A 21,407-nucleotide genomic window follows, 5' to 3' on the forward strand; every position below is an offset into this window, starting at 1 on the left:
AAGAATTATCTCAATTTCAGGGTACCAGCCCCGCTTTTCTCCGCCTGCAAAAAGTTGTTTCCGTTTTTCTCCAAAAGACACCCAAAGCCCTCTTTTCTACAAGCACGCAAAAGCAAAAAAACAGGAATTCTTCCTCAGCTGGGAAAAATTCCTGTCGGTATAGATAAATAAACAAGTATTTAATAGTGCAGGCTGCCGCTACCCAATACTTTTACCACTGCATCCTCAAAGCCCGGTTCCTCTGCATTCACCCAGAACCGGGGATCGGTGCGGATAACCTTCCGGGTATCGGCAATGTGCAGGTACACGGGATTCTTCCCGTGGAAGGCCATAAAAATGCCTCCCAGCTGCTGCTGGACCTGGGAAGTATTCATGCCCTTGCCAATGTGGAGATGGACTTCCTGGGCCATTTCCTGCAAAGGCTCCACAGCATTGGCAAAGATTCGGACGGCTTCCTCATCCAATTTGATAACACCCTGGATGCTCACCACCCGGTCTTTTTCAATGTTCTGCCGGCACTTGGCATAAGCCCTGGGGAAAGCAATCACCGTCAGACTGCTGGACAAATCTTCCAGCACAAACGTGGCCATGCGGTCCCCATTTTTGGTGGAGCGGATTTTCAGGTCCGAAATAATGCCGCCTACGGCAATTCTCTCCCCGTCCCGGAAGTTTTCTTCCGTGCATTTTAACAGCGGTGTATACCGGCTCAGCACCTTACGGAACCGATCCAGCGGGTGTCCGGTAACGTAGAAGCCAATCAGTTCCTTTTCCAGCCGGAGAATATCCGCCTGGGGAATTTCCGGCAGATCTGGAATGGGAATGGCATTGCTGCCGGCCAAATCTTCTTCCCCGAACAGCCCCAGCTGGCCCGTAAGCCGGTCGTGCTGTTCGCTGGCAGCCACATCCAGGGCCGGATCCATAATGGCCAGCAGCTGGCTCCGACGCAGCCCGAAGGTATCCATGGAACCGCTCTTGATCAGATTTTCCACCACTCTCTTGTTGACCTTGCTGAGATCCACCCGGCGGGTAAAATCAAAAAAGTCCTTAAAAACGCCGTGTTTTTCCCGTTCTTCCAAAATCACGGATACTGCTGCGTCTCCGACACTTTTGATGGCCCCCAGGCCAAAGCGGATGTTCTTACCGTCCACAGAGAAGCCCGCTTCACTGCTGTTGATATCCGGCGGCAGCACCTTTACCCCCATGCCGTTGCAAACGCCGATATACCAGCTGACCTTGTCGGCGGTGGAGATAATACTGTTGAGGAAGGCCGCCATGTATTCCACCGGATAGTTGGCCTTCAGCCAGGCCGTCTGATAGGCTACCAGGGCATAGGCTGCCGAGTGGGATTTGTTGAACCCATAGCCTGCAAAGTGCTGCAGCAAGGCGAAAATCTTATCCCCCAGTTCCCGGCTGATGCCGTGGAGCTTTTCTGCTCCCTGGAGAAATTTTTCCTTCATGCTGTCCAGTACGCTGGCTTTCTTCTTGCCCATGGCCCGACGCAGAATATCTGCTTCGCCCAGGGTAAAACCGGCCAGGGCGGAGGCGATCTGCATTACCTGTTCCTGGTAGAGGATAACCCCGTAAGTATCGGCCACAATGGGTTCCATCAGGGGGTGGAGTACCTGGGCCGTACGGTGTCCGTGACGGCCGGCAATAAAGTCTTCCGCCATGCCGCTGCCTAAGGGACCGGGCCGGTACAGGGCCACCAGGGGAATCAGGTCCTCCATGCCCTCGGGCGCCAGTTGCTTCATCAGCCGGGTCATGCCGTCCGATTCCATCTGGAACACGGCTGCCGTATCCCCGCTGCACAGCATCTGACAGGTTTTAGGGTCGTGCAGGTCGATATCCTCAATATGCAGGTCAATACCCCGGTTTTTCCGGACCATTTTCACCGCATCGTCAATCACCGTCAGGGTACGCAGGCCCAAAAGATCCATCTTTAAAAGCCCCAGGGACTCGGAACGATCCTTGTCGTACTGGGTGCAGATGTATTCGTGTTCATCGTCACTGCTGGAGGTAATCTGCAGGGGCACGTAGTTGGTCAGTTCCCCCGGCGTAATGACTACGCCGGCCGCATGGGTGGAGGTGTGCCGGGGCATGCCTTCCACCTTTTGGGCAAAGTCCAGCAATTGGGCGATATTAGGGTCCTGTTCCTGCAAGGCCCGCAGTTCCTTGCTGGATTCCAATACGCCTGCCAGGGTAGTGCCTGGCGTATTGGGAATCAGCTTGTTTACCTGGTTAACTACATTTAACGGTATCTCCATGGCCCGGCCCACGTCCTTGATGGCCGCCTTGGCTGCCAGGGTACCAAAGGTAATAATCTGGGCAACGTGGCTTTCCCCGTACTTGCGGGCCAGATAATCCACCACCAGATGGCGTTTCACGTAGCAGATATCCGTATCAATATCGGGCATACTTACCCGTTCCGGGTTCAGGAAACGTTCAAAAATCAGATTATATTTCAGCGGATCAATACTGGTGATGCCGGTAAGGTACGCCACAATGGAACCAGCGGCGCTGCCTCTGCCGGGGCCCACCGGAATATCGTGGGTCCGACTGTAATTGATGAAATCCCATACAATCAGAAAATACCCGGAGTAGCCCATCTGCTTGATGATGCCCAGTTCATATTCCAACCGTTTCCGGGCCGTTCCATCATCATTGGGATAGCGTTTGGGAAAACTTTCCTCACAAAGCTTCCGGAGATACCCATCCATGGTTTCCCCTTCCGGCAGGGGAAATTCCGGCAGCAGCAAATGGCCAAATTCCAGAGTCAGATTACACCGCTCCGCAATTTCCAGGGTATTATCCAAAGCTTCCTGGTCCTCAGGAAACAACTGCTCCATTTCCTCCCGGCTTTTCAGATAGTAGGAATCGTTGTTGAACCGCATACGTGTGGGGTCCAGGTAATTGGCGTTGGTCTGGATGCACAGCAGAATGTCCTGCCCCGAAGCATCGGACCGGTGGATATAGTGCAGGTCGTTGGTGGCTACCAGCTTGATATTGTGTTTTTTGGCCAGTTTATGCAATTCTTCCCGGACGGTCTTTTCTTCCGGCAAGTCATGATTTTGGATTTCCAAATAGTACCGGTCCCGACCAAAAATATCCAGGTATTCCAGCATGACCTTTTCTGCCGTTTCCAATTCCCCCCGGAGGATATGCCGAGGCACTTCCCCCGCTATGCAGGCGCTGAGGCAAATCAGCCCCTCGCTGTACTGGCGCAGCACATCCATGTCAATCCGGGGTTTGTAGTAGAACCCTTCCACTTCCCCGATGGATACCAGTTTCATCAGGTTTTGGTAACCGGTCTTGTTTTCTGCCAAAAGAATCAGATGATACATTTTGCTCCGGCTTTCCAGGTCCTTTTTCAACCGGGAGCCGGAAGTAATATACACTTCGCAGCCAATAATGGGTTTGATGCCAGCCTTGACACATTCCTGATAGAACTCGATGGCCCCGTACATAACCCCATGGTCCGTAATCGCCAGGGCGGGCATGCCCAGCTCCTTGGCGTAGCGGACCAGCTCGGGAATCCGGCAGGACCCATCCAGCAGGCTGTATTGGGTATGGGTGTGCAAATGCACAAATTGCTCTGCCATAACTGCTCCTTTCCTGCAAATTTCCGGGGCACAGCTCCCCCCATTTTAAAAAAAGCTGTGACCAGGGGGTCACAGCTTTAGGTTTATGCTTCGATAATTCCTACCTCACTGGGCAGATACAGCATTACGTCCGGAGAAACTTCCGTTTCCGAAACCCCCAGGGTATAACTGATGCCGGATAAGTAGTCCCTGGCCCGGGTCTGATCCTCTGGCTCCAGCTGATCCAGAGCCAGAAGCAGTCCCTTGCCTTCCAGGAGGAACTTTCCGTAGTGAGCAATATCCTTCAGGTCCGCAGGCGTTCTGAGCATCAATTTCAGGGCCGGAGCACGCACCAAAGTCAAATCCCGGTCAAAGTATTCTTCTTCATGCTTTTTTTCAGAATGGAAACCAGAAAACATGGAATCTGCTCCTCCCTACCCACAAATACTCATTACGAAGCCATTATCGTTCTTATGCCTTGGCGTTGCGCGCACGGGTGCGGGCACGTTCCAGACGGGACAGAATTTTCTTTCTCATCCGGATGCTCTTGGGAGTCACTTCAACGGTTTCATCGTCGTTGATGTGTTCCAGGGCTTGTTCCAGGGAGAAGGTTTGCGGCGGAATCAGGCGCACTGCATCATCGGAACCGGCAGCACGCATATTGCTGACGTGTTTCTTTTTGCAGGGGTTTACGTCCATATCATCTTCACGGCTGTTTTCGCCGATGATTTGGCCTTCGTAAACCTGTTCGCCCGGGTTGATGTACATGGTGCCTCTGGCCTGGCATTTATCAATACCATAGGCAGTGGTTTCACCAGCTTCAAAAGCAACCAGGGAACCTCTGGTACGGCCGGGGATATCGCCTTTGTAAGCGCCCCAGCCGGCAAATACGTGGTTCATGATACCGTTGCCCTTGGTATCGGTCAGGAACTGGTTCCGAAAACCGATCAGACCCCGGGCAGGGATAATGAATTCCATACGCAGGTAGCCAGCCAGTTCGGTCATGTTCTGGAGTTCAGCCTTGCGGATACCCAAAGCTTCCATAACAGCACCCATGAAATCCTGGGGCACGTCGATGGTCAAAGCTTCCATAGGTTCCAGCAGCTTGCCATTTTCGTCCCGGCGCATAATAACCTTGGGTTTGCCCACCTGCAATTCGAAGCCTTCTCTTCTCATGGCTTCGATCAGTACGGACAAATGCAGTTCACCACGGCCGGATACTTTGAAGGTATCGGCAGATTCGGTGTCTTCCACTTTCATACTAACGTTGGTTTCAATTTCCTTGTACAGACGGTCACGCAGATGACGGCTGGTAACAAAGTCGCCTTCCTGGCCGGCAAAAGGAGAATCGTTGACAGAGAAGGTCATGGACAGGGTGGGTTCATCCACCTTGATGCCCTGCAGCTGTTCCGGGTTGTCCACATCAGCAATGGTATCCCCGATTTCAGCGTTGGCCAGACCAATCAGGGCAATGATGTCCCCAGCTTTGGCTTCCGGCACTTCCGTTCTCTTTAAGCCTTCGTAGGTGTACAGACGGCCAATCTTGGCGTTGGAACGCTTGTCATCATGCATCAGGCAGATGTTCTGACCGTTTTTGATGGTACCTCTGACAATACGGCCAATCACGATACGGCCTACATAATCATCGTAGTCCAAGGTATTGACCAACATTTGCAGGGGAGCTTCCGTATCCACATCGGGAGCCGGAATATTTTCGATAATGGTGCGGAACAGCGGTTCCAGGTTGGTGCTTTCATCGTCCATAGCCAGTTTGGCAACGCCCTTTTTGGCAGAAGCGTACACTACGGGGAAGTCCAGCTGATCATCACTGGCGTTCAGTTCAATGAACAAATCCAGAACTTCATCCACCACTTCTTCCACTCTCTGGTCCGGACGGTCAATCTTGTTGATGACCACCACGGGTTTCAGATGGTGTTCCAAAGCTTTCCGCAGCACGTATTTGGTCTGGGGCATAGGACCTTCGTAGGCGTCTACCAGCAGCAGTACGCCGTCAACCATGTTCAATACCCGTTCTACTTCGCCGCCGAAATCAGCATGGCCCGGAGTATCCAGGATATTGATTTTGGTGCCGTCATGCATGACAGCGGTGTTTTTGGCCAGGATGGTAATCCCACGTTCTCTTTCCTGATCGTTGGAGTCCATGACTCTTTCCTGTACCCGTTCGTTGGCACGGAATACACCGCTCTGTTTCAGCATAGCATCTACCAAGGTAGTCTTGCCATGGTCAACGTGAGCAATGATGGCGATGTTACGTAAATCGTTTCTAATCATAAAAGCCCAATCCCCTCTTACATTACAGATAAATCAAGAGGATGCTTGTCAATAAGCATCCTCCAAATAAACTAAATCAATTCGACTTACTAATTATATGCTTTTCTCCACACTCTGTCAAATATGTGGCAATTCCTTTACCCAAATTTCTTTATAAGGTCTTCATGACATCGTCGATGTATTTCTTGATCTTTTCCAGCTTGGAGCGTACATCCGGTACCTTCTTGGGATCATGGGCGGCAATCCGTTCAATCTTGCCCTTGTAGGTAAGGTAATTCTTCTCGAAGCCCCGCATATAATCCCGCATGCTCTGGACGGCAGTTTCGCTTTGGACAATCTGGGTTTCTTCAATATGCCAGTCGGTGCCATCGATAATGGCCTTATCCCCATAGTTGGGAATGTAGGCCGCCGTCCCCAATTCGGTACGCAGGGTATGGGCAAAAGCATCGGCAGAATCGTATTCCCCATGGACCACAAAGAAAGCCTTGGGTTTATTTTTCATGCCCTTATACCAGGCCAACAGCTGTTCCTTATCGGCGTGGGCAGAGAAACCGGTCATATTGTAGATCTTGGCTCCCACCACAATTTCTTCGCCCATGATCTTGACTTTCTTGGCCCCGTCTACCAACAGCCGCCCCAAGCTGCCTTCGGCCTGATAGCCGGCGAAAATCACGGAGCTGTCCTTCCGCCACAGGTTGTGTTTCAGGTGGTGCAGCACCCGGCCGGCATCGGCCATGCCGCTGGCGGAAATGATGATGACCGGGCTGGGCATTTCGTTGATGGCCTTGGATTCCTCGGTGGTCTGGGTGTATTTCACGTTGGGCATATCAATCAGATGTCCGCCCTGTTTTTGGAAAATGGACTTGGCTTCCTCATCATATTCATCAGGGTTAAACAGCATCACCTGGGTGGCCCGAATGGCCATTGGGCTGTCCACCATAATGGGCACTACCGGCAGCTTGCCGGAAGACATAAGCTTCTGGAAGTAGTACAGCATCACCTGGGTACGGCCAACCGCAAAAGCTGGGATAATGATGTTCCCGCCCCGGGAAAGGGCGTCCTTCACAATGTCGCACAGCTCCTGCTCCCGGTCCGCCACTTCGTGGATCCGGTTACCATAGGTGGATTCGGTGATAATAAAGTCCGCCCCGGCAATCTGGTAGGGATCGTCCAAAATGGGTACGTTGGGCTGCCCCACATCTCCCGTGAAAATCAATTTGGTCTTTTTGCCGTTTTCTTCCAACTGCAACGTAACAATGGCGCTGCCCAGGATGTGGCCGGCCACCCGGAAGCGGACCGTAACCCCGGGATACAGTTCAAAATCCTCATCGTAATCATGGGTCACAAAATGTTTCAGGGCCAGATAGGCATCGTCTACCGTATACAGCGGTTCCACAGCTTCCCGGCCAGCCCGCAGGCCCTTCCGGGTAGCAATCTCCGCATCGGATTCCTGGATATGGCCGCAGTCGGGCAACAGAATTTCGCACAATTCTTCGGTAACCGGGGTGCAGTGGACAAAACCCTTGAACCCTTCCTTAATCAGTTTGGGCAGCAGGCCGCTGTGGTCAATATGGGCATGACTTAGGATTACCGCATCAATTTCCGCCGGATTAAAAATAAAATTTCTCCGGTTCAGGTCCCGAATCAGCCGTGGACCTTGGAACATACCGCAGTCCAACAGAATTTTTTTCCCGTTGATTTCCAGCAGATGGCAGGAACCGGTTACAATCTTGTCAGCGCCGCAAAAGGTAATTTTCATCATTAGCACCGTCCTTATTCTAAAATTCTCTCATCAGTATGTAAGCTCTCAGTTAACACCTTTCCATTATAACATAGTTTTTATTTTCTTTGGGCAAATCCCGTTCCAGTTTTCCCTGACGAAACAGCCGCCTTGTGATACAATAAGGCAAAGGCTATTCAGAAAGGATGTATTCCATGAAAAAAAATGCACTATTCCCTATAGTAATAGGTTCTCTTTTACTTTGCCCATCCCTGCTTTTTGCCCAGGAAAAAACGGAAACAGACGCCGTAAGTACCACGGCTGTAACAGAAAATGCAGCTTCTGCAGCGCCCCTTTCCTTCCGGCAGCGGGTAGCGGCTGTCCGGGCTGCCCGGCAAAAAGCAGCCGCTGCCAAAAGCTCCAGTCAAACCACTGCCCAAACCACCGCAAAAAACAGCTCCAAAAAAACAGCTGATGATGCCGCAGCTGCTGCCAGCACCACTTCCACGTCCCAACTGGACAATGGCCTAACGGCCACCACTACGGAAACCACCACCGAAAACGGCAAGGAAACCACTACGGTCTATACCCCCACCCTGCCTTCCGCCAAGCTGGCTGCCTGGCAGACTGCGGGAGAAAACAGCAGCTACACCGTTTCCTTCGATACCCAGAGTCTGAAATACGATGAGAAGACCGGCATCATCACCGTCTGGAACAAATGGACGCGAAAAGGCGCAGGTGCCTCTGCCGTAAAGGACATCTTGCTGTATTCCCGCTACGATGTCCGGCTGAAAACCTGCGCCGATCTGTATCAAGTTTTATGTGACGGCAATGGACAGGTGCTTTCCCAAAAAGCCGTTGCCGATCCTTCCTGGTATCCCCTGTCCGTCCATACCCTGGGCATGGAACTATGCCAAAGCCTGAATAATTATCTGTTAGCCAATTGAGCTTTCATCCGCTCGCCAATGATGCGAGCTACATACACCCCGGAAGCAGAGGCCTGGGAAAGTCCTCTGGTAATGCCCGCTCCATCGCCAATGGCGAAGAAGTTGGGCATTTTTGTTTCCAGCTTATCGCTGAGGTCCAGCCGGGAACTGTAGAACTTCACTTCCACCCCGTACAGCAGGGTATCGTCGTTGGCGGTGCCAGGCGCCACCTTATCCAGGGCATAAATCATTTCAATGATGTTGTCCAAATGGCGTTTGGGCAGTACCAGGCTCAGGTCCCCAGGCACTGCATTCAAGGTAGGATGCAGGAAGCTCTGGCTCAGCCGGTGGGCGTTGGTCCGGCGGCCTTTGATCAGGTCCCCGAAGCGCTGCACCAGAACGCCGCCTCCCAGCATATTGGACAGGGAAGCAATGTGCTTGCCGTATTTATGGGGTTCCTTAAAGGGTTCCGTAAATTTATTGCTGACCAAAAGGGCAAAGTTGGTGTTGCCGCTGTTTTTGGCCGGGTCGCTGAAGCTGTGGCCGTTTACCGTAACAATGCCGTCGGTATTTTCTGCTACCACGTAGCCATTGGGGTTCATACAGAAGGTCCGTACCCGATCCCCGTACCGTTTGGTCCGGTACACCAGTTTGGCCTCGTAGACTTCTTCCGTAATGTCCTGGAATACGGAGTAAGGGACTTCTACTCGGACACCTACGTCCACCTGGTTGTTGGCCATGGGCAGGCCCAGATTCTGGCACTGGGTGGAGAACCACTCAGCCCCTGCCCGGCCCGGGGCCCCAATCAGATAGGTGCAGCCGATAACCTGCTCAGAACCCTTGATGGTCAGTTCATAGCCTTCTTTGGACTGGCTGATGGTTTCCACCTGGGTATCACATTGGATTTCAATGCCATGCTCCAGCAGGTAGTGGTAGATGCTGGCCATCAGGTTCCGGTTGTTGTCCGTGCCCAAATGGCGCACCTTAGCGTTTAACAGATGTAGATCGTGGCCCAGAGCCAGCCGGCCGATTTTGCAGTTCTTGGTGGAATACACCGTACCCGGGGCACCGTGTTTGCAGTTGATTTCATCCACGTAATCAATGAGTTCCATAACCGTCTTTTTGGGAATGTACTCACTGAGCCAGCCGCCAAATTCCGTGGTGAAATTGTACTTGCCGTCGGAGAACGCACCGGCGCCGCCAAAGCCCCGCATAATGCTGCAGGGTACGCAGCGGATACATTTTTCCACCTTGCCGGCAATAATAGGGCAGCTGCGGAAGTCAATGGCATGGCCTTCTTCCAAAATCAGCACCTTTACCTGGGGGTATTTCAGGACAAACTCGTAAGCCGCATAAATGGCAGCAGGGCCGCCGCCAATAATCGCTACATCAACATTCTTTTTCATTTCTTGAACACCTCTTTGTCGTTTACCGTATTAAATATGATAGAAGAAATCTGATTGATGGTTTTCCGGGTTTCTCCAGGACGCACGGCCTTGTCCATCAGGACTACCAGCACGTACCGCTCCCGGGCATACACAATGCCAGCCGCATCAAGAACTTGGCCGTGGTCGGCCTGAAGGCCTGCAATATTTACACTTTGGGACAGCAGGGCACCCAGCATATCCGGCCGGGGAGCACGGCCCAAAAGGCCCAGCAGGTACCCATTTTCCTTGGGCCCCAGGCATTTGCCTTCGTAAAGCTGAGTCAACAGGGTCACCGTATCGTTAACAGAAGTATAGCTCAGTTCCCGTTTTTCCTGGGCCCCCAGCTTATCTTCCTCGTTTTCTTTGACGGGCAGGTCATGGCTTCCCACCACCGTATCCACGTATCCTTTTTCCGTCAGCCAGGCGTTGATGTCTTCCCGGCCAGCAATCCAGATCAGCTTGTACAAAGCCGTCCGGTCATTTTGCAGCAGCATATCTTCCAAAAGATTTTGAACCGTTACTTGGCTGCCTGCGGGGACCTGTCCCAAAGCCGGGCTGTCCGTTCTAATATCCCGCTGCCGCAGGGTGTACACCTCATCCAATGCCAGGTCCTTATTTTCCACCTGGGCCAAAACCGCAGCAGCCACATAGGGACGGATCAGATCCCCGGCCGGCATCTTGCCGGAGTAGTTGTAGAACACTTCCCCGGTATCCAAAGAACGGTAATACACGGAACAGGCCGCCCCCGACTGGGCAATCACATTATTCAAATAGGCATAGGGCAGCTTGGTATCCTTGGAATGGACCAGCTGGGCGTTTTGGGCCTGTTTTTGCTGCTGCTGATATTTGGGGCTGTTGTGCAGCAGGGAAAAGGATATTACCCCCACCAGCACCAAGCCTATCAAGCAAAGAATAATCCGTTTGTTGATACTCATAAGACAATCATAACCCTTCTATTAGTCTTTAACCATTGTTCCCGCTGCTTCCGGTCCGGCAAAATTTCTTCCACCGCCTGCCAAAACAGCCGATTGTGGGACTTGTTGCGGATATGGCACAGCTCATGGACAATCACATAATCAATTACGCCAGGCGGGCAGAATACCAGCCGCCAGCAAAAACCCAGCTGGTTCCGGTAGTTGCAGTAGCCCCAGCGGGTCCGGGCCTGGGACAGCTTGATTTGGGGAGCAGGAAGTCCCAGGAGCCCGGCAAAGTACGGTACCCGTTCCCTAAGATAGGTCCCTAGCTCCTCCTGGAAATATTGGATCAGCTTAGGCAGGGTCACCTGCTCTCCCAAAATCAGCTGCTCCTGGGTCAGAAAAATATTCTCTCCCGGCACCAGGTGCAGGGTTCGCCGCTTTCCCCATAACAGCAAAGCAGCTCCTTCCCGGAGCTCCAAGGGCTGTATGGCCCGTTTCTCGTCCGCCGCCTTTGCCACATGGGACGCAATCCAGTCCTGACGGGACGCCAAAAAATATTCAATTCGTTCTTTGCTCAGCCCATAGGGCGCGCGCACAATTACTTGGCCTTCCCGGTTGATTTCTACCGCCAGGGTGCGCCGTCTGGATCTGATGATTTTTGCAATTTTAATCATAGCATTCCTATTATAGCATACTCTGCCAATTTCCCGGGCAGGCTTTTACAAAATCCCAATTTATTTTACGAAAACACCCCAGAGTGATAGATTTTTTACAGCCATTTGTTTCTGTCTCCGTTGACCGCCCCGGAAAATTCACCTATAATGGACAGTATACTAATAAGGAAGCGTGATCCCATACTATGGAAGAATTCAACATCCCCACTACCCTTCTGACGGGTATCCTGATTGTTTTTATATCCCTTTCTGCGTATTTTTCCGCCACAGAAACAGCACTTACCAGCTGCAATAAGCTGCGGCTGAAAAATTTGGCCAAAGATGGCAACCGTCGGGCCAAAACCGTGCTGAAGCTGCTGGACAAATTTGATAATGCCTTGTCCACCATATTAATCGGCAATAATATCGTAAATATTGCCACAGCCTCCCTGGCTGCGGCCTGCTCCACCGCGTACTTTGGCCCTTCCGGCCTGGCCCTGGCCACCGTAGTCACTACCATTGTCATCCTGATATTTGGAGAAATTCTCCCCAAAAGCGCCGCCAAGGACTATCCGGAAAAATTTGCCATGAGTACCGCAGGGCTGCTGCGCATTCTGGTATTTCTTTTTACTCCTCTAAACTATTTGTTTCAACTGCTGAAAACTGCTTTCAGTCATCTGCTGTCCAAAAAAGCGGCCCACGGTGCTACCGAAGGAGAATTGCTTCTGATGGTAGATGAAGTAGCCAGCGGCGGCGCCATCAACAAGCAGGATAGCCAACTGATCAAATCCGCCATTGAATTCAGTGATATTCGGGTCCGGGAAATCATGACCCCCCGGGTGGATATGATGGCCATGGACATTTCCGAGGGAAACCAAAAGGCCCTGAAGATTTTTTCCGACTACGGCTTCTCCCGGATTCCTGTATTTAAGGACGACTATAGCGAAATCATTGGCATTCTTCACGCTAAAGACTTTTTTTCCGGCTATATCAAAAACCCCCATTTTAGACTGGAAGAACGGCTGAAAAAAGCAGCCTTCGTCCATCAATCCACCAAAATTTCCCGGGTAATGAAAACCCTCCAGGAAGCCAAAATCGAAATGGCCATGGTCATGGACAGCTACGGCACCGTCAAGGGGTTGGTCACCACCGAAGACATTGTGGAAGAACTGGTTGGCGAAATCTGGGACGAGCATGACAAGGTGATTTCGTCCTTCCACCGGATTGGCAAGAACCGCTATATGATTTCCTGCTCCTCCAATTCCCAAAACGCCAATTTGTTTGACCTGTTCAAATATTTGGATCTGGACATTACCGACTATGGTCTGGAAAACAATTCCATCAGCGGTTGGGTGGTGGATACCCTGGAGACCATCCCCCAAAAAGGAGACTCCTTCGACTGCAAGAACCTGCATGTTACCGTCACCCGGGCCAACAACCACCGGGTCCAGGAAATCATCGTAGAAGTCCGTCCCAAAGCAAAAGAAGAAGACGACGAATAAAAAATCCTCCAAGCCACACAAGGTTTGGAGGATTTTTCTTTGCTTAGCTTACTCAGCGTACATGAACCTGACAGCTTTTCAGGGTGGCCAGGGCAGCGTTATGGGATTCCGGTGTTACTCCGGCACAGCAGCTGCTGTCCACATAAATAGGCACTTCCGGCATGGCCGCTTTCAGCAGCAGGGCGTTGGAAACCACACAAATATCCGTACACAGACCAATCAATTCAATTTCCTCAATAGGCCGGGTGCTGTTTAATTTCTTCAGATCTTCCGCCAAAGTGAAAGAGCCAAAGGTCGGTTTCTGGTAAACAGGCCAGTGGTGTTCCTTGGCCAGCTTTTCCAGGCCTGGAATCAAGTGCCAGCCGTGGGTTCCCTTGATGCAGTGTTTTACAGGGAGATTCTTTCCTTCCTGGGTATCCAGATAGGTTTCCCCGTGGGTGTCCTGGGTAAAAATCACGTGACCGGGATAATTGGCCACTTTTTTCAGCACATTAAAAGTAATCTGCTGTGCTTCTTCTGTTCCCAGGCTGCCATTGACAAAATCGTTCTGCATATCTACCACAATCAAATAGCTGTTTTTCATGGGGGAAAACCTCTTTTCTTTCCCAGAGGGGAATATTCTCATTTAGTATAGCATAAAGCCCCATACCTTGTAAAAATTTCTTGCATTGGCACCCTGCCCCTGTTTGGGCACAACAAAATACCCGCTTCCCGGCCGAAACCGAAAAGCGGGTGAAATTACCGTATGGTGCGGATGACAGGACTTGAACCTGCACGTCATGGACACCAGATCCTAAGTCTGGCGCGTCTGCCAATTCCGCCACATCCGCGTTTTATGTAAAAAAAAAATGGTGATCCACCCGGGATTCGAACCCGGGACACCCTGATTAAAAGTCAGGTGCTCTACCAACTGAGCTAGTGAATCATCATGGCTGGGGCGGCTGGACTCGAACCAACGCATGCGGGAGTCAAAGTCCCGTGCCTTACCGACTTGGCTACGCCCCAAAAAGTGGGGTGGATAGTGGGGATCGAACCCACGCGTGCTGGAGCCACAATCCAGTGTGTTAACCGCTTCACCATATCCACCATGTTACCTTGTCTGACGACTTTGTTATTCTATCATGGAGATGCGAATTTTGTCAATAGGATTTTGAAACTTTTTTAATCAATTCCTGCCAGGGACCGGTGGGCCATGCCTACACACAATTCATTCAGGTTCAGGACCCCCACGCTCATATAAACAGCCACGCACAAATGCTCTCCATGGCGGGCCACGCCAATCTTTCCCCCTACATTAAAGCCGATGGCTTTGTGCATAATCTGGGCCAGGGCTTCATGGGCAGCCCCTGCCACCGTACCAGCCCCTACATGGGTATCCGTCACAATGTTCTGCCGTTCGGCAGCTACCACGGCCCGTTCTACGATTTTCTTCACGCTGGGCAAAAACTCTCCGCCAAAATCCACAGCCGCAGCCCGGTACCCTTGGTCCCGGAGACTTTTCTTCAAAAGGTCTTCTTCTTCTCTGGTTGCGGTCAGGGCCATTCTGAGAGCTGCCCGTCCTACATCAATGCTGGCAATTTCTTTTTCCATATAATTCTCCTTTTCTTCCGTTCTGCTTTAATGGATACCTTCTATTATAGCAATTTTCCTCTTTTGTGGAAACTCCCTTGTCAGAGCTTCCCTCCTTCTGTTATGATAGAAGCAATAAACAAGGAGGGTATTATGTCAGTTATTGTAGCAGAAGAACTGCAGGCCGGCCTGATTTTAGGGGACCCGGATAATGAGCAGTATATGTATATGCCGGGCAGCGAAATCGGCAGCGACAATCCCATGTGCATCTTTGAGGAACGGGGCCAAAAAACGGACCTGCACCTGGAAGAAGCCGTAGAACTGGCCAAGCGGCTGACCTTAAAGCCCACGGTCCATCCCATTTTCGGCAAAAGCGCTTACTAAAACCTACAGAAAAAGCTGTACAGAGACAAAATCCGTTTCTGTACAGCTTTTTTGCTTACCAGGCGTTTTCAGCTTCTCCGGGCGTTCAGCCGCTGCTGAATAGCCAGGAGGAATTCCTCACTGTTGACCTTCTGCTTGTTGGGCAGGTCGGATACCGCCAGCAGATCCCCGGTCATAACCCCGTCTTCCAGGGTTGCAAGCACACTTTCTTCCAGCTGGCCGGCAAAGGTTACCAGTTCCGGCAGTTCATCCAGTTGGCCTCTCTTGCGCAGGGCACCGGTCCAGGCAAAAATGGTAGCCACCGGGTTGGTGGAAGTCTTTTCCCCTTTCAGGTACCGGTAATAGTGGCGCTGCACCGTGCCGTGAGCCGCTTCGTATTCGTAGCAGCCGTTGGGGGAAACCAGCACGGAGGTCATCATGGCCAGACTGCCAAAGGCAGTAGCCATCATATCGCTCATAACGTCCCCATCGTAGTTCTTGCAGGCCCAAATCATACCCCCCTGGGACCGAATAATCCGGGCTACCACATCATCAATCAGGGTATAGAAATAGGTGATACCGGCGGCTTCAAATTGCGGCTTATATTCCTGGTCGTACAGGTCCTGGAAAATGTCCTTGAACCGATGATCGTAGATTTTGGACACCGTATCCTTGGTGGCAAACCACAGATCTTCCTTTTGCTCCAGAGCATATTGGAAGCAGGTCCGGGCAAAGTTTTCGATGGAGGCATCGGTATTGTACACCCCCTGCACAATGCCGGGACCGTCAAATTCCTGGATGGTCTGCACGGTCTTTTTTCCGTCCGCACCCGTAAAGACCAGCTGGGCCGTGCCAGCACCGGGTACCCGAAGTTCCGTATTCTTGTAGATATCCCCGTAGGCATGACGGGCAATGGTAATGGGCTTTTTCCAGGTAGGAATCAGCGGATGGATGCCCTTGACCATAATGGGTTTCCGGAATACCGTACCGTCCAGGAGAGCCCTGATTGTGCCGTTGGGACTCTTCCACATTTTCTTCAGGTGGTATTCTTCCACCCGCTGGGCATTGGGAGTAATGGTAGCGCATTTTACCGCCACGCCGTACTTTTTCGTAGCCAGAGCGGAATCAATGGTCACCTGGTCATCGGTTTCGTCCCGGTAGGACATTCCCAAATCGTAATACTCCGATTTCAGGTCCACATAGGGAAGGATTAAAATGTCCTTAATCAACTTCCACAGAATCCGGGTCATTTCGTCCCCATCCATTTCTACCAATGGGGTTTTCATGCTAATTTTTTCTGCCATAGTACTCTCCTTTGCCTTACAGTATTGTCTCGGGTTTTCGTGTTGGTAATATCCTATCACAATTCCGGAAAGGCAAAGCATACAAAATTATCATTGCTTCCATAATTAAAATCAATCTCTGTAACGTATCTGCCCGGCTTTCTATAAAAACCAGTTACTGCCCCAAACTTCCCTTGTCCACATTTCTCTGAATCAGCTGCTGCATATAGGACCAGATGGCTTGGGAGCCTTCCCCGGTCCGTGTGTTGCGCTGCTCCACCTGCTGCCGATGCACCCCGTGGCTTTTCCAGTCTCCGCCCCCATTGGCATCATTTAACAGCAGGGGTTGGAAATTATCCATCACGTGGGCAAATTTGGCTTCCGGGGTATCCCCCGCCTCAAACTCCGCAAAGAGCCCCAGAAGCAGCGCTTTCTGGTCTTCCGGCAAAAGGCCAAAAATCCTCTGGGACGCCCGCTTCTCCCGCTCTGCCTGGGTAGCCTTACCGGCTTCATCGTAGGCATAAGTATCCCCGGCATCAATTTCCACCACATCGTGAATCAAAATCATTAAAAGCGTTCTTGCCAGATCAAAAGGCTCATTGGCATATTCCTTCAATAGGCAGCACATAAGGGCCATATGCCAGGCATGCTCGGCATCATTTTCCCGCCGGCCGTGGCGGGACAGGTGGGTCTGCCGTAAAATATTCTTTTCCTGGTCCACTTCCAAAATAAAATCCAGCTGTTTTTCCAAACGGGTCTTAGCCATGTTGTTCTCCTTCATTTAACAAAATTCCAACAAGTTTTGTATTATTTAATACACTTTTTCTTGCTGTTAAAAAGATACATCCTGTAAATTTTACAAAATCACAAAGTTGTGTTATATAATAATCAATGGCCTCCTTTTGTATGGAGTGTTCCTTTGGAATACCTCCGAGCTACAAACTTGCGAGACCATTTTTTATGCCTTTAGGAGCCTCCGGGCTCTTTTTTTATGCCCCTTTGCCGGCAGCCTGCTGCCAAAGCCGGATCCAGGCCTTTAAAAATTCGGGGCGGAACTGCTTTTTGCGCAATACCAACGAAAGTTGGGATTTCTCAGTAAGGTCCTGCACCTGATAGACCAAAAGCTGCTTTGCTGGGGGCAGCTGCTGGTTCAAAACCTCCAGCCGGGACAGCAGCATGGCTGGAAAAAAACACCCACCCAGGCCCTGAGCAGCCAGTTCCAGCTGGAGAAGAAAATCGGCGGCTGTAAGGTCATAGCGGGGCTGCACTGTCTGCCGGGCCCAAAACCGTGTTAGCTTCTGCTGCAGATGGCTGGACTCCGGATTCCGCAAAAGGGGAAAAGAAGCTGCCTGGTCAGGTGTCAATTCCCGCTTTTCCTTGGCCCCGATTTTCTCCGCCAGTTCTGCCGCCAAGGCAAACAAAATAGGCTCCGCCAAAAGCGGCAGCTGTTCCAGCTGGGCCTGCTCCTGGGCATCCACCCCCAATACCAGATCCAGCTCCCCTTCCAAAAGCTGCTGCTCCAGAACCTGGGTATCCCCGTAAACAAAATCCAAAGTTACCTCCGGAAATTGCTGGCGAAAAGTGGGTACCAGCCGGGGCAGCAGCACCTGGGCCCGGCTGCTGTTCAGCCCCATACGCAGCTCTCCTTGCGGGGTCTGGGACAGTTGGGCCGCCCTTTGGGCAAATTCCTGTTCAATATTTCTGATTTCCCAAAGACTTTCCGCCAAGGCCTGTCCCACCGCAGTCAGGGTAAACCTGGGTCGCCGAACAAATAGCGGACCATAGCGGTCCTCCAGCCGCTTCATGTGGTTTCCCAAATTCTGCGGAGAGAGAAAAAGCCGCTGGGCCGCTTTTTTCAGGCTTTTTTCCTGCACTACTACCAAAAAATAGGCTTGGGCCGTTTCCATAGGTTCTCCTTTACAAATACATTTTTGAGTGTATTCACTCCATCTTTTTCAATCTTGCCAGTGTAATTGTACCATGGTATGGTAGAAACAACCAAGAGAACCTGCCAAAAGGAGGCAAAAAAGATGGTTGACGAAAGCAAGATGCAGTACAAACCGTACCGCAGCGGTCAGCTGACCAATGGCATCGAGCGCTCCGCCCACAGGGCCCTGCTGTATGCCACAGGCCTGGACGAAGAAGACTTCAAAAAGCCCATGATTGCTGTGGTCAACTCCTTTACAGAAATGGTCCCCGGCCATTTTCACCTGAAGGAATTGGCTGACCATGTAAAACTGGGCATTGCCGAAGCCGGCGGCATTGCCCGAGAATTTTCCACCATCGCCATCTGCGACGGTATCTGCCAAGGTCATAAAGGGATGAGCTATCCCCTGCCCAGCCGGGAATTGATTTGTGATTCCATCGAATATATGGTGGAAGCCCACCAGTTTGACGGCATGGTCCTGATGCCCGGCTGCGACAAGATTGTCCCCGGTATGCTGATGGCTGCCATGCGGTTAAATATCCCCGCCCTGGTGGTTTCTGCCGGGCCCATGCTCCCTGGCAAATACAAGGGCAAAACCTTGACCCTCACCGATATGCGAGAACTGATTGGCAAAACCCAAACCGGCAAAATGAGTGTGGAGGAACTGCTGGAAGTGGAAAAATGCGCTCTGCCTGGGGTTGGCACCTGCTCCATGCTGGGCACCGCCAATACCATGTGCTGCCTGGCAGAGGTGGTGGGCATGACTCTGCCAGGGGTTGGGCTCTCCCATGCGGTTTCTTCCAAAAAGCGCCGTCTGGCCAAAGAATCCGGCCGGCGGATTGTGGAAATGGTAAAAGAAAACCTGACTCCCCGAAAAATCATGACCCGGGGTGCTCTCTTAAACGGTATTGCTGCCAGTATGGCCATGGGAGCTTCCACCAACAGCACCCTGCACATTCCGGCCATTGCCCACGAAGGCGGCATTGACCTGAGCCTAAAGGATTTTGACGTCCTGAGCCGCCAGGTACCTTACCTGTGCAATATCAAGCCCTCCGGAAAATATCCCCTGCTGGATCTGGAAGAAGCCGGCGGCGTGCCCGCAGTGCTCAAGGCCATTGAAAGCAAGTTGGACACCACCCAAATGACCGTGAACGGCAAGACCCTGGGAGAAAATCTGAAGGATGTTCCCTTAGTGGAAAATGACCTGATCTATCCCCTATCCCACCCCAAGAGCCAGGAAGGCGGCCTGGCCATCTTGTATGGCAACCTGGCTCCCAAAGGTGCTGTGGTAAAAGTCTCCGGGGTTAAGCCCTCCATGCACTATTTCAAAGGCAAAGCCCGAATTTTCCATTCCATGGAAGACGCCAGTGCCGCCGTTTCCGGTGACCAGATCCATACAGGAGACGTAATTGTAATTACCTATGAAGGTCCTAAGGGCGGCCCCGGTATGCGGGAAATGCACATGACCACCTCCCTGTTGGTTGGCCGGGGCATGGACGAAAGCTGCGCCCTGATTACCGATGGCCGTTTCTCCGGCTCCACTCGGGGGCCGTGTATCGGCTATATTTCCCCGGAAGCCGCTGCCGGCGGCCCCATTGCCGCCGTGGAAGAAGGGGATGAAATCATCATCGATATCCCTAACCGGAAACTGACCCTGTGCGTGCCCCAGGAAGAAATTGAACGGCGGCTGAAGCACCTGGTTCCTATCCGGAAAAAAGCCACCCCTGCCCTGCGCCGCTATGCCGCACTGGTAACAGGGGCTGACCAAGGGGCAGTGCTAAACACCCCACCCAACCCAGAAGACTGATTTTCCAGTCTGACAATTGTTTCTTCGCCCTGCAAAAAATAAGGCATCCTCTCCAGGGATGCCTTATTTTTATACCAGTTTTGCGATTTCTTCCGGCCGGTCCACCAAACGGGTACGGGGCAGCTTTTCCAATTCCTGCCGGTCCCGAAAGCCCCAGCTGACCAAAAAACAATCCAGCCCTGCATTTCGGGCCGTTTGGGAATCTACTTCCGAGTCCCCCACATAGACGGCCTGCTGCCGCTGCACTCCCAGTTGGCGCAGGGCCAATAGCACCGTATCGGGAGCCGGCTTCCGTTTTACCTGGCGGCTTTCCCCAATGGCGGTCTGGATATACGCAGAAAAATACTGCTGACAAAGGGCAGTTACCGCCGGCTGTGCCTTATTGGATACAATGGCCAGGGCAAGTCCCCGCTGCTTCAACTCTCCAAGGAGTTCTAAGATTCCTGGATAAGGGGCGGTAGCCTCATTGCAATGGGCCACGTAATACTCCCTGAATTCCCCAAGCAGTGCCTGGAAGCGGGGTTCCGTAAGCTCCGGCAGGGACAGCCGCAGAAGCTGCTCCAGCCCATTTCCCAAAGCGGCCCGCACCTCCCTGTGGGAACGCTCTGGATAGCCGTACTTTTCTGTAATATAGTGAACCGCCTGCCACAGATCCGTTAAAGTATTCAGCAGGGTACCATCCAAGTCAAAGATTACTGCCTGATACTGTTTCATAATATTCTCCTTTTGTCTCAATCTTTTCCTATTATAGCACGACTCTTCCTGAACCATGGTCAGGCGGTCCCAGATATGGTAAAATAGAGAAGAATTTATTTAAGGAGTGTGCACCATGAAAATATTCCGTTCTTTCTTTTTAGCCGTCTGCCTGGTTCTTTCCGCAGCCGGTGCCGCTTTTGCTTCTCCCAGCGCCCCCACGGACCAGGAAGTGATTACGGCGTTCCAAAATGCCGTTACCGTCTTTGAATGGTTTGAACACCAGCCCCTGCCCACCGATGGCAATGACAAAAAGGACAGCGGCTACATGATCTACTATTCCGTTTCCGACACCAACATCAGAACCATGGCCCAGTTAAAGGCCAAGGTCCACGAAAACTTTACCGATGCCCTGAGCAGCTTCATCATCAGTGGCAGCCGTTTCTACCGGGAATTCGACGGAAAGCTGTATGTTGCTCCCAACGGCAAACCCCTGGATCCCCACAAGGGAACCACCACCTTCAACATCGTCCGCAAGGGTGCTGACCGGATTGAGCTCCAGGCTTCTACCCCCATTATGCAGGATCCGGAACATGGCAAAACCAACGTAGTCCGGGTACAAAAGGTGACCTTCCCCTACGTAAAAACTGAAAAAGGCTGGCGTTTCTCCTATTTTGAATCCCTGGAGTAACCATCATTCATAAGAGGGGGCTGCGGCTCCCTCTTTCTTTATCATCCATTCCCGCAAGG

The 21,407-nt window shown here is 51.9% G+C and carries 18 protein-coding genes and 4 tRNA genes; 5 read left to right on the forward strand and 17 right to left on the reverse strand.

What is annotated here, in order from left to right; translation table 11 throughout:
• Positions 1-179: 179 nt before the first annotated feature.
• The 4 genes from LKE88_RS04875 to LKE88_RS04890 form a co-directional block, all read right to left on the reverse strand.
• Positions 180-3,599, reverse strand: a complete 3,420-nt coding sequence (locus LKE88_RS04875; RefSeq protein WP_105327171.1) for a DNA polymerase III subunit alpha — start codon at positions 3,597-3,599, stop codon at positions 180-182.
• Positions 3,600-3,682: 83 nt separating this feature from the next.
• Positions 3,683-3,997, reverse strand: coding sequence for a cell division protein SepF (gene sepF, locus LKE88_RS04880; protein WP_105327170.1), 315 nt, complete (start codon positions 3,995-3,997; stop codon positions 3,683-3,685).
• 52 nt (positions 3,998-4,049) lie between these two features.
• A complete protein-coding gene (typA, locus tag LKE88_RS04885) occupies positions 4,050-5,870 on the reverse strand; it encodes a translational GTPase TypA (protein WP_105327169.1) in 1,821 nt (606 codons plus the stop codon).
• A 151-nt stretch (positions 5,871-6,021) separates the two neighbouring features.
• On the reverse strand, positions 6,022-7,629 hold the full coding sequence (locus tag LKE88_RS04890; RefSeq protein ID WP_118286877.1) for an MBL fold metallo-hydrolase RNA specificity domain-containing protein: 1,608 nt from the start codon (positions 7,627-7,629) through the stop codon (positions 6,022-6,024).
• Positions 7,630-7,805: 176 nt separating this feature from the next.
• Here LKE88_RS04890 and LKE88_RS04895 point away from each other — a divergent pair, with 176 nt between their 5' ends.
• On the forward strand, positions 7,806-8,537 hold the full coding sequence (locus LKE88_RS04895) for a hypothetical protein (protein ID WP_105327168.1): 732 nt from the start codon (positions 7,806-7,808) through the stop codon (positions 8,535-8,537).
• Here LKE88_RS04895 and LKE88_RS04900 read toward each other — a convergent pair.
• The 3 genes from LKE88_RS04900 to LKE88_RS04910 are packed head-to-tail and all read right to left on the reverse strand — an operon-like array spanning position 8,519 to position 11,534.
• Positions 8,519-9,922: an NAD(P)/FAD-dependent oxidoreductase gene (locus tag LKE88_RS04900; protein ID WP_105327167.1), complete on the reverse strand. Its 1,404-nt coding sequence runs from the start codon at positions 9,920-9,922 to the stop codon at positions 8,519-8,521. The genes LKE88_RS04895 and LKE88_RS04900 overlap by 19 nt on opposite strands.
• Entirely contained in the window at positions 9,919-10,878 is a 960-nt protein-coding gene (locus tag LKE88_RS04905; RefSeq protein ID WP_105327166.1) for a serine hydrolase, read from the reverse strand. Before LKE88_RS04905 ends, LKE88_RS04900 begins: the two co-directional genes overlap by 4 nt.
• Positions 10,875-11,534: a M48 family metallopeptidase gene (locus LKE88_RS04910; protein ID WP_105327165.1), complete on the reverse strand. Its 660-nt coding sequence runs from the start codon at positions 11,532-11,534 to the stop codon at positions 10,875-10,877. Before LKE88_RS04910 ends, LKE88_RS04905 begins: the two co-directional genes overlap by 4 nt.
• 185 nt (positions 11,535-11,719) lie before the next feature.
• On the opposite strand from LKE88_RS04910, the gene LKE88_RS04915 reads away from it, so the two are divergent.
• Positions 11,720-13,015, forward strand: a complete 1,296-nt coding sequence (locus tag LKE88_RS04915) for an HlyC/CorC family transporter (protein ID WP_105327164.1) — start codon at positions 11,720-11,722, stop codon at positions 13,013-13,015.
• A 52-nt stretch (positions 13,016-13,067) separates the two neighbouring features.
• On the opposite strand, the gene LKE88_RS04920 is transcribed toward LKE88_RS04915, so the two are convergent.
• From LKE88_RS04920 to LKE88_RS04945, 6 genes are all read right to left on the reverse strand, one after another.
• A complete protein-coding gene (locus LKE88_RS04920) occupies positions 13,068-13,598 on the reverse strand; it encodes a cysteine hydrolase family protein (protein WP_105327163.1) in 531 nt (176 codons plus the stop codon).
• Positions 13,599-13,761: 163 nt separating this feature from the next.
• Positions 13,762-13,845: transfer RNA gene (locus tag LKE88_RS04925), tRNA-Leu, on the reverse strand.
• 19 nt (positions 13,846-13,864) lie between these two features.
• Positions 13,865-13,940: transfer RNA gene (locus LKE88_RS04930), tRNA-Lys, on the reverse strand.
• Positions 13,941-13,944: 4 nt separating this feature from the next.
• Positions 13,945-14,020, reverse strand: a tRNA-Gln gene (locus LKE88_RS04935).
• Positions 14,021-14,025: 5 nt separating this feature from the next.
• Positions 14,026-14,101: transfer RNA gene (locus LKE88_RS04940), tRNA-His, on the reverse strand.
• 75 nt (positions 14,102-14,176) lie between these two features.
• Positions 14,177-14,605 carry a HutP family protein gene (locus LKE88_RS04945; RefSeq protein ID WP_105327162.1) on the reverse strand — a complete coding sequence of 143 codons (429 nt, stop codon included), beginning with the start codon at positions 14,603-14,605 and terminating at the stop codon, positions 14,177-14,179.
• A 132-nt stretch (positions 14,606-14,737) separates the two neighbouring features.
• Here LKE88_RS04945 and LKE88_RS04950 point away from each other — a divergent pair, with 132 nt between their 5' ends.
• The gene (locus LKE88_RS04950; RefSeq protein ID WP_105327161.1) at positions 14,738-14,968 is read left to right on the forward strand and encodes a hypothetical protein; all 231 of its coding nucleotides are present in this window, start codon (positions 14,738-14,740) and stop codon (positions 14,966-14,968) included.
• Positions 14,969-15,036: 68 nt separating this feature from the next.
• Here the strand turns inward: LKE88_RS04950 and LKE88_RS04955 are convergent, their stop codons facing one another.
• From LKE88_RS04955 to LKE88_RS04965, 3 genes are all read right to left on the reverse strand, one after another.
• Positions 15,037-16,251, reverse strand: coding sequence for an NADP-dependent isocitrate dehydrogenase (locus tag LKE88_RS04955; protein WP_105327160.1), 1,215 nt, complete (start codon positions 16,249-16,251; stop codon positions 15,037-15,039).
• Between the two features lie 154 nt (positions 16,252-16,405).
• A complete protein-coding gene (locus tag LKE88_RS04960) occupies positions 16,406-16,996 on the reverse strand; it encodes an HD domain-containing protein (protein WP_105327159.1) in 591 nt (196 codons plus the stop codon).
• A 223-nt stretch (positions 16,997-17,219) separates the two neighbouring features.
• Positions 17,220-18,137: a LysR family transcriptional regulator gene (locus LKE88_RS04965; protein ID WP_105327158.1), complete on the reverse strand. Its 918-nt coding sequence runs from the start codon at positions 18,135-18,137 to the stop codon at positions 17,220-17,222.
• 123 nt (positions 18,138-18,260) lie between these two features.
• On the opposite strand from LKE88_RS04965, the gene ilvD reads away from it, so the two are divergent.
• The gene (ilvD, locus tag LKE88_RS04970) at positions 18,261-19,964 is read left to right on the forward strand and encodes a dihydroxy-acid dehydratase (RefSeq protein WP_199614567.1); all 1,704 of its coding nucleotides are present in this window, start codon (positions 18,261-18,263) and stop codon (positions 19,962-19,964) included.
• A gap of 69 nt (positions 19,965-20,033) precedes the next feature.
• On the opposite strand, the gene LKE88_RS04975 is transcribed toward ilvD, so the two are convergent.
• Positions 20,034-20,678, reverse strand: a complete 645-nt coding sequence (locus tag LKE88_RS04975) for an HAD family hydrolase (protein WP_105327157.1) — start codon at positions 20,676-20,678, stop codon at positions 20,034-20,036.
• Positions 20,679-20,793: 115 nt separating this feature from the next.
• Here LKE88_RS04975 and LKE88_RS04980 point away from each other — a divergent pair, with 115 nt between their 5' ends.
• Positions 20,794-21,348, forward strand: a complete 555-nt coding sequence (locus LKE88_RS04980) for a hypothetical protein (RefSeq protein WP_105327156.1) — start codon at positions 20,794-20,796, stop codon at positions 21,346-21,348.
• The last annotated feature ends 59 nt before the right edge of the window (positions 21,349-21,407 follow it).

Source organism: Acidaminococcus hominis, assembly GCF_022484025.1.
GTDB lineage: Bacteria > Bacillota > Negativicutes > Acidaminococcales > Acidaminococcaceae > Acidaminococcus > Acidaminococcus hominis.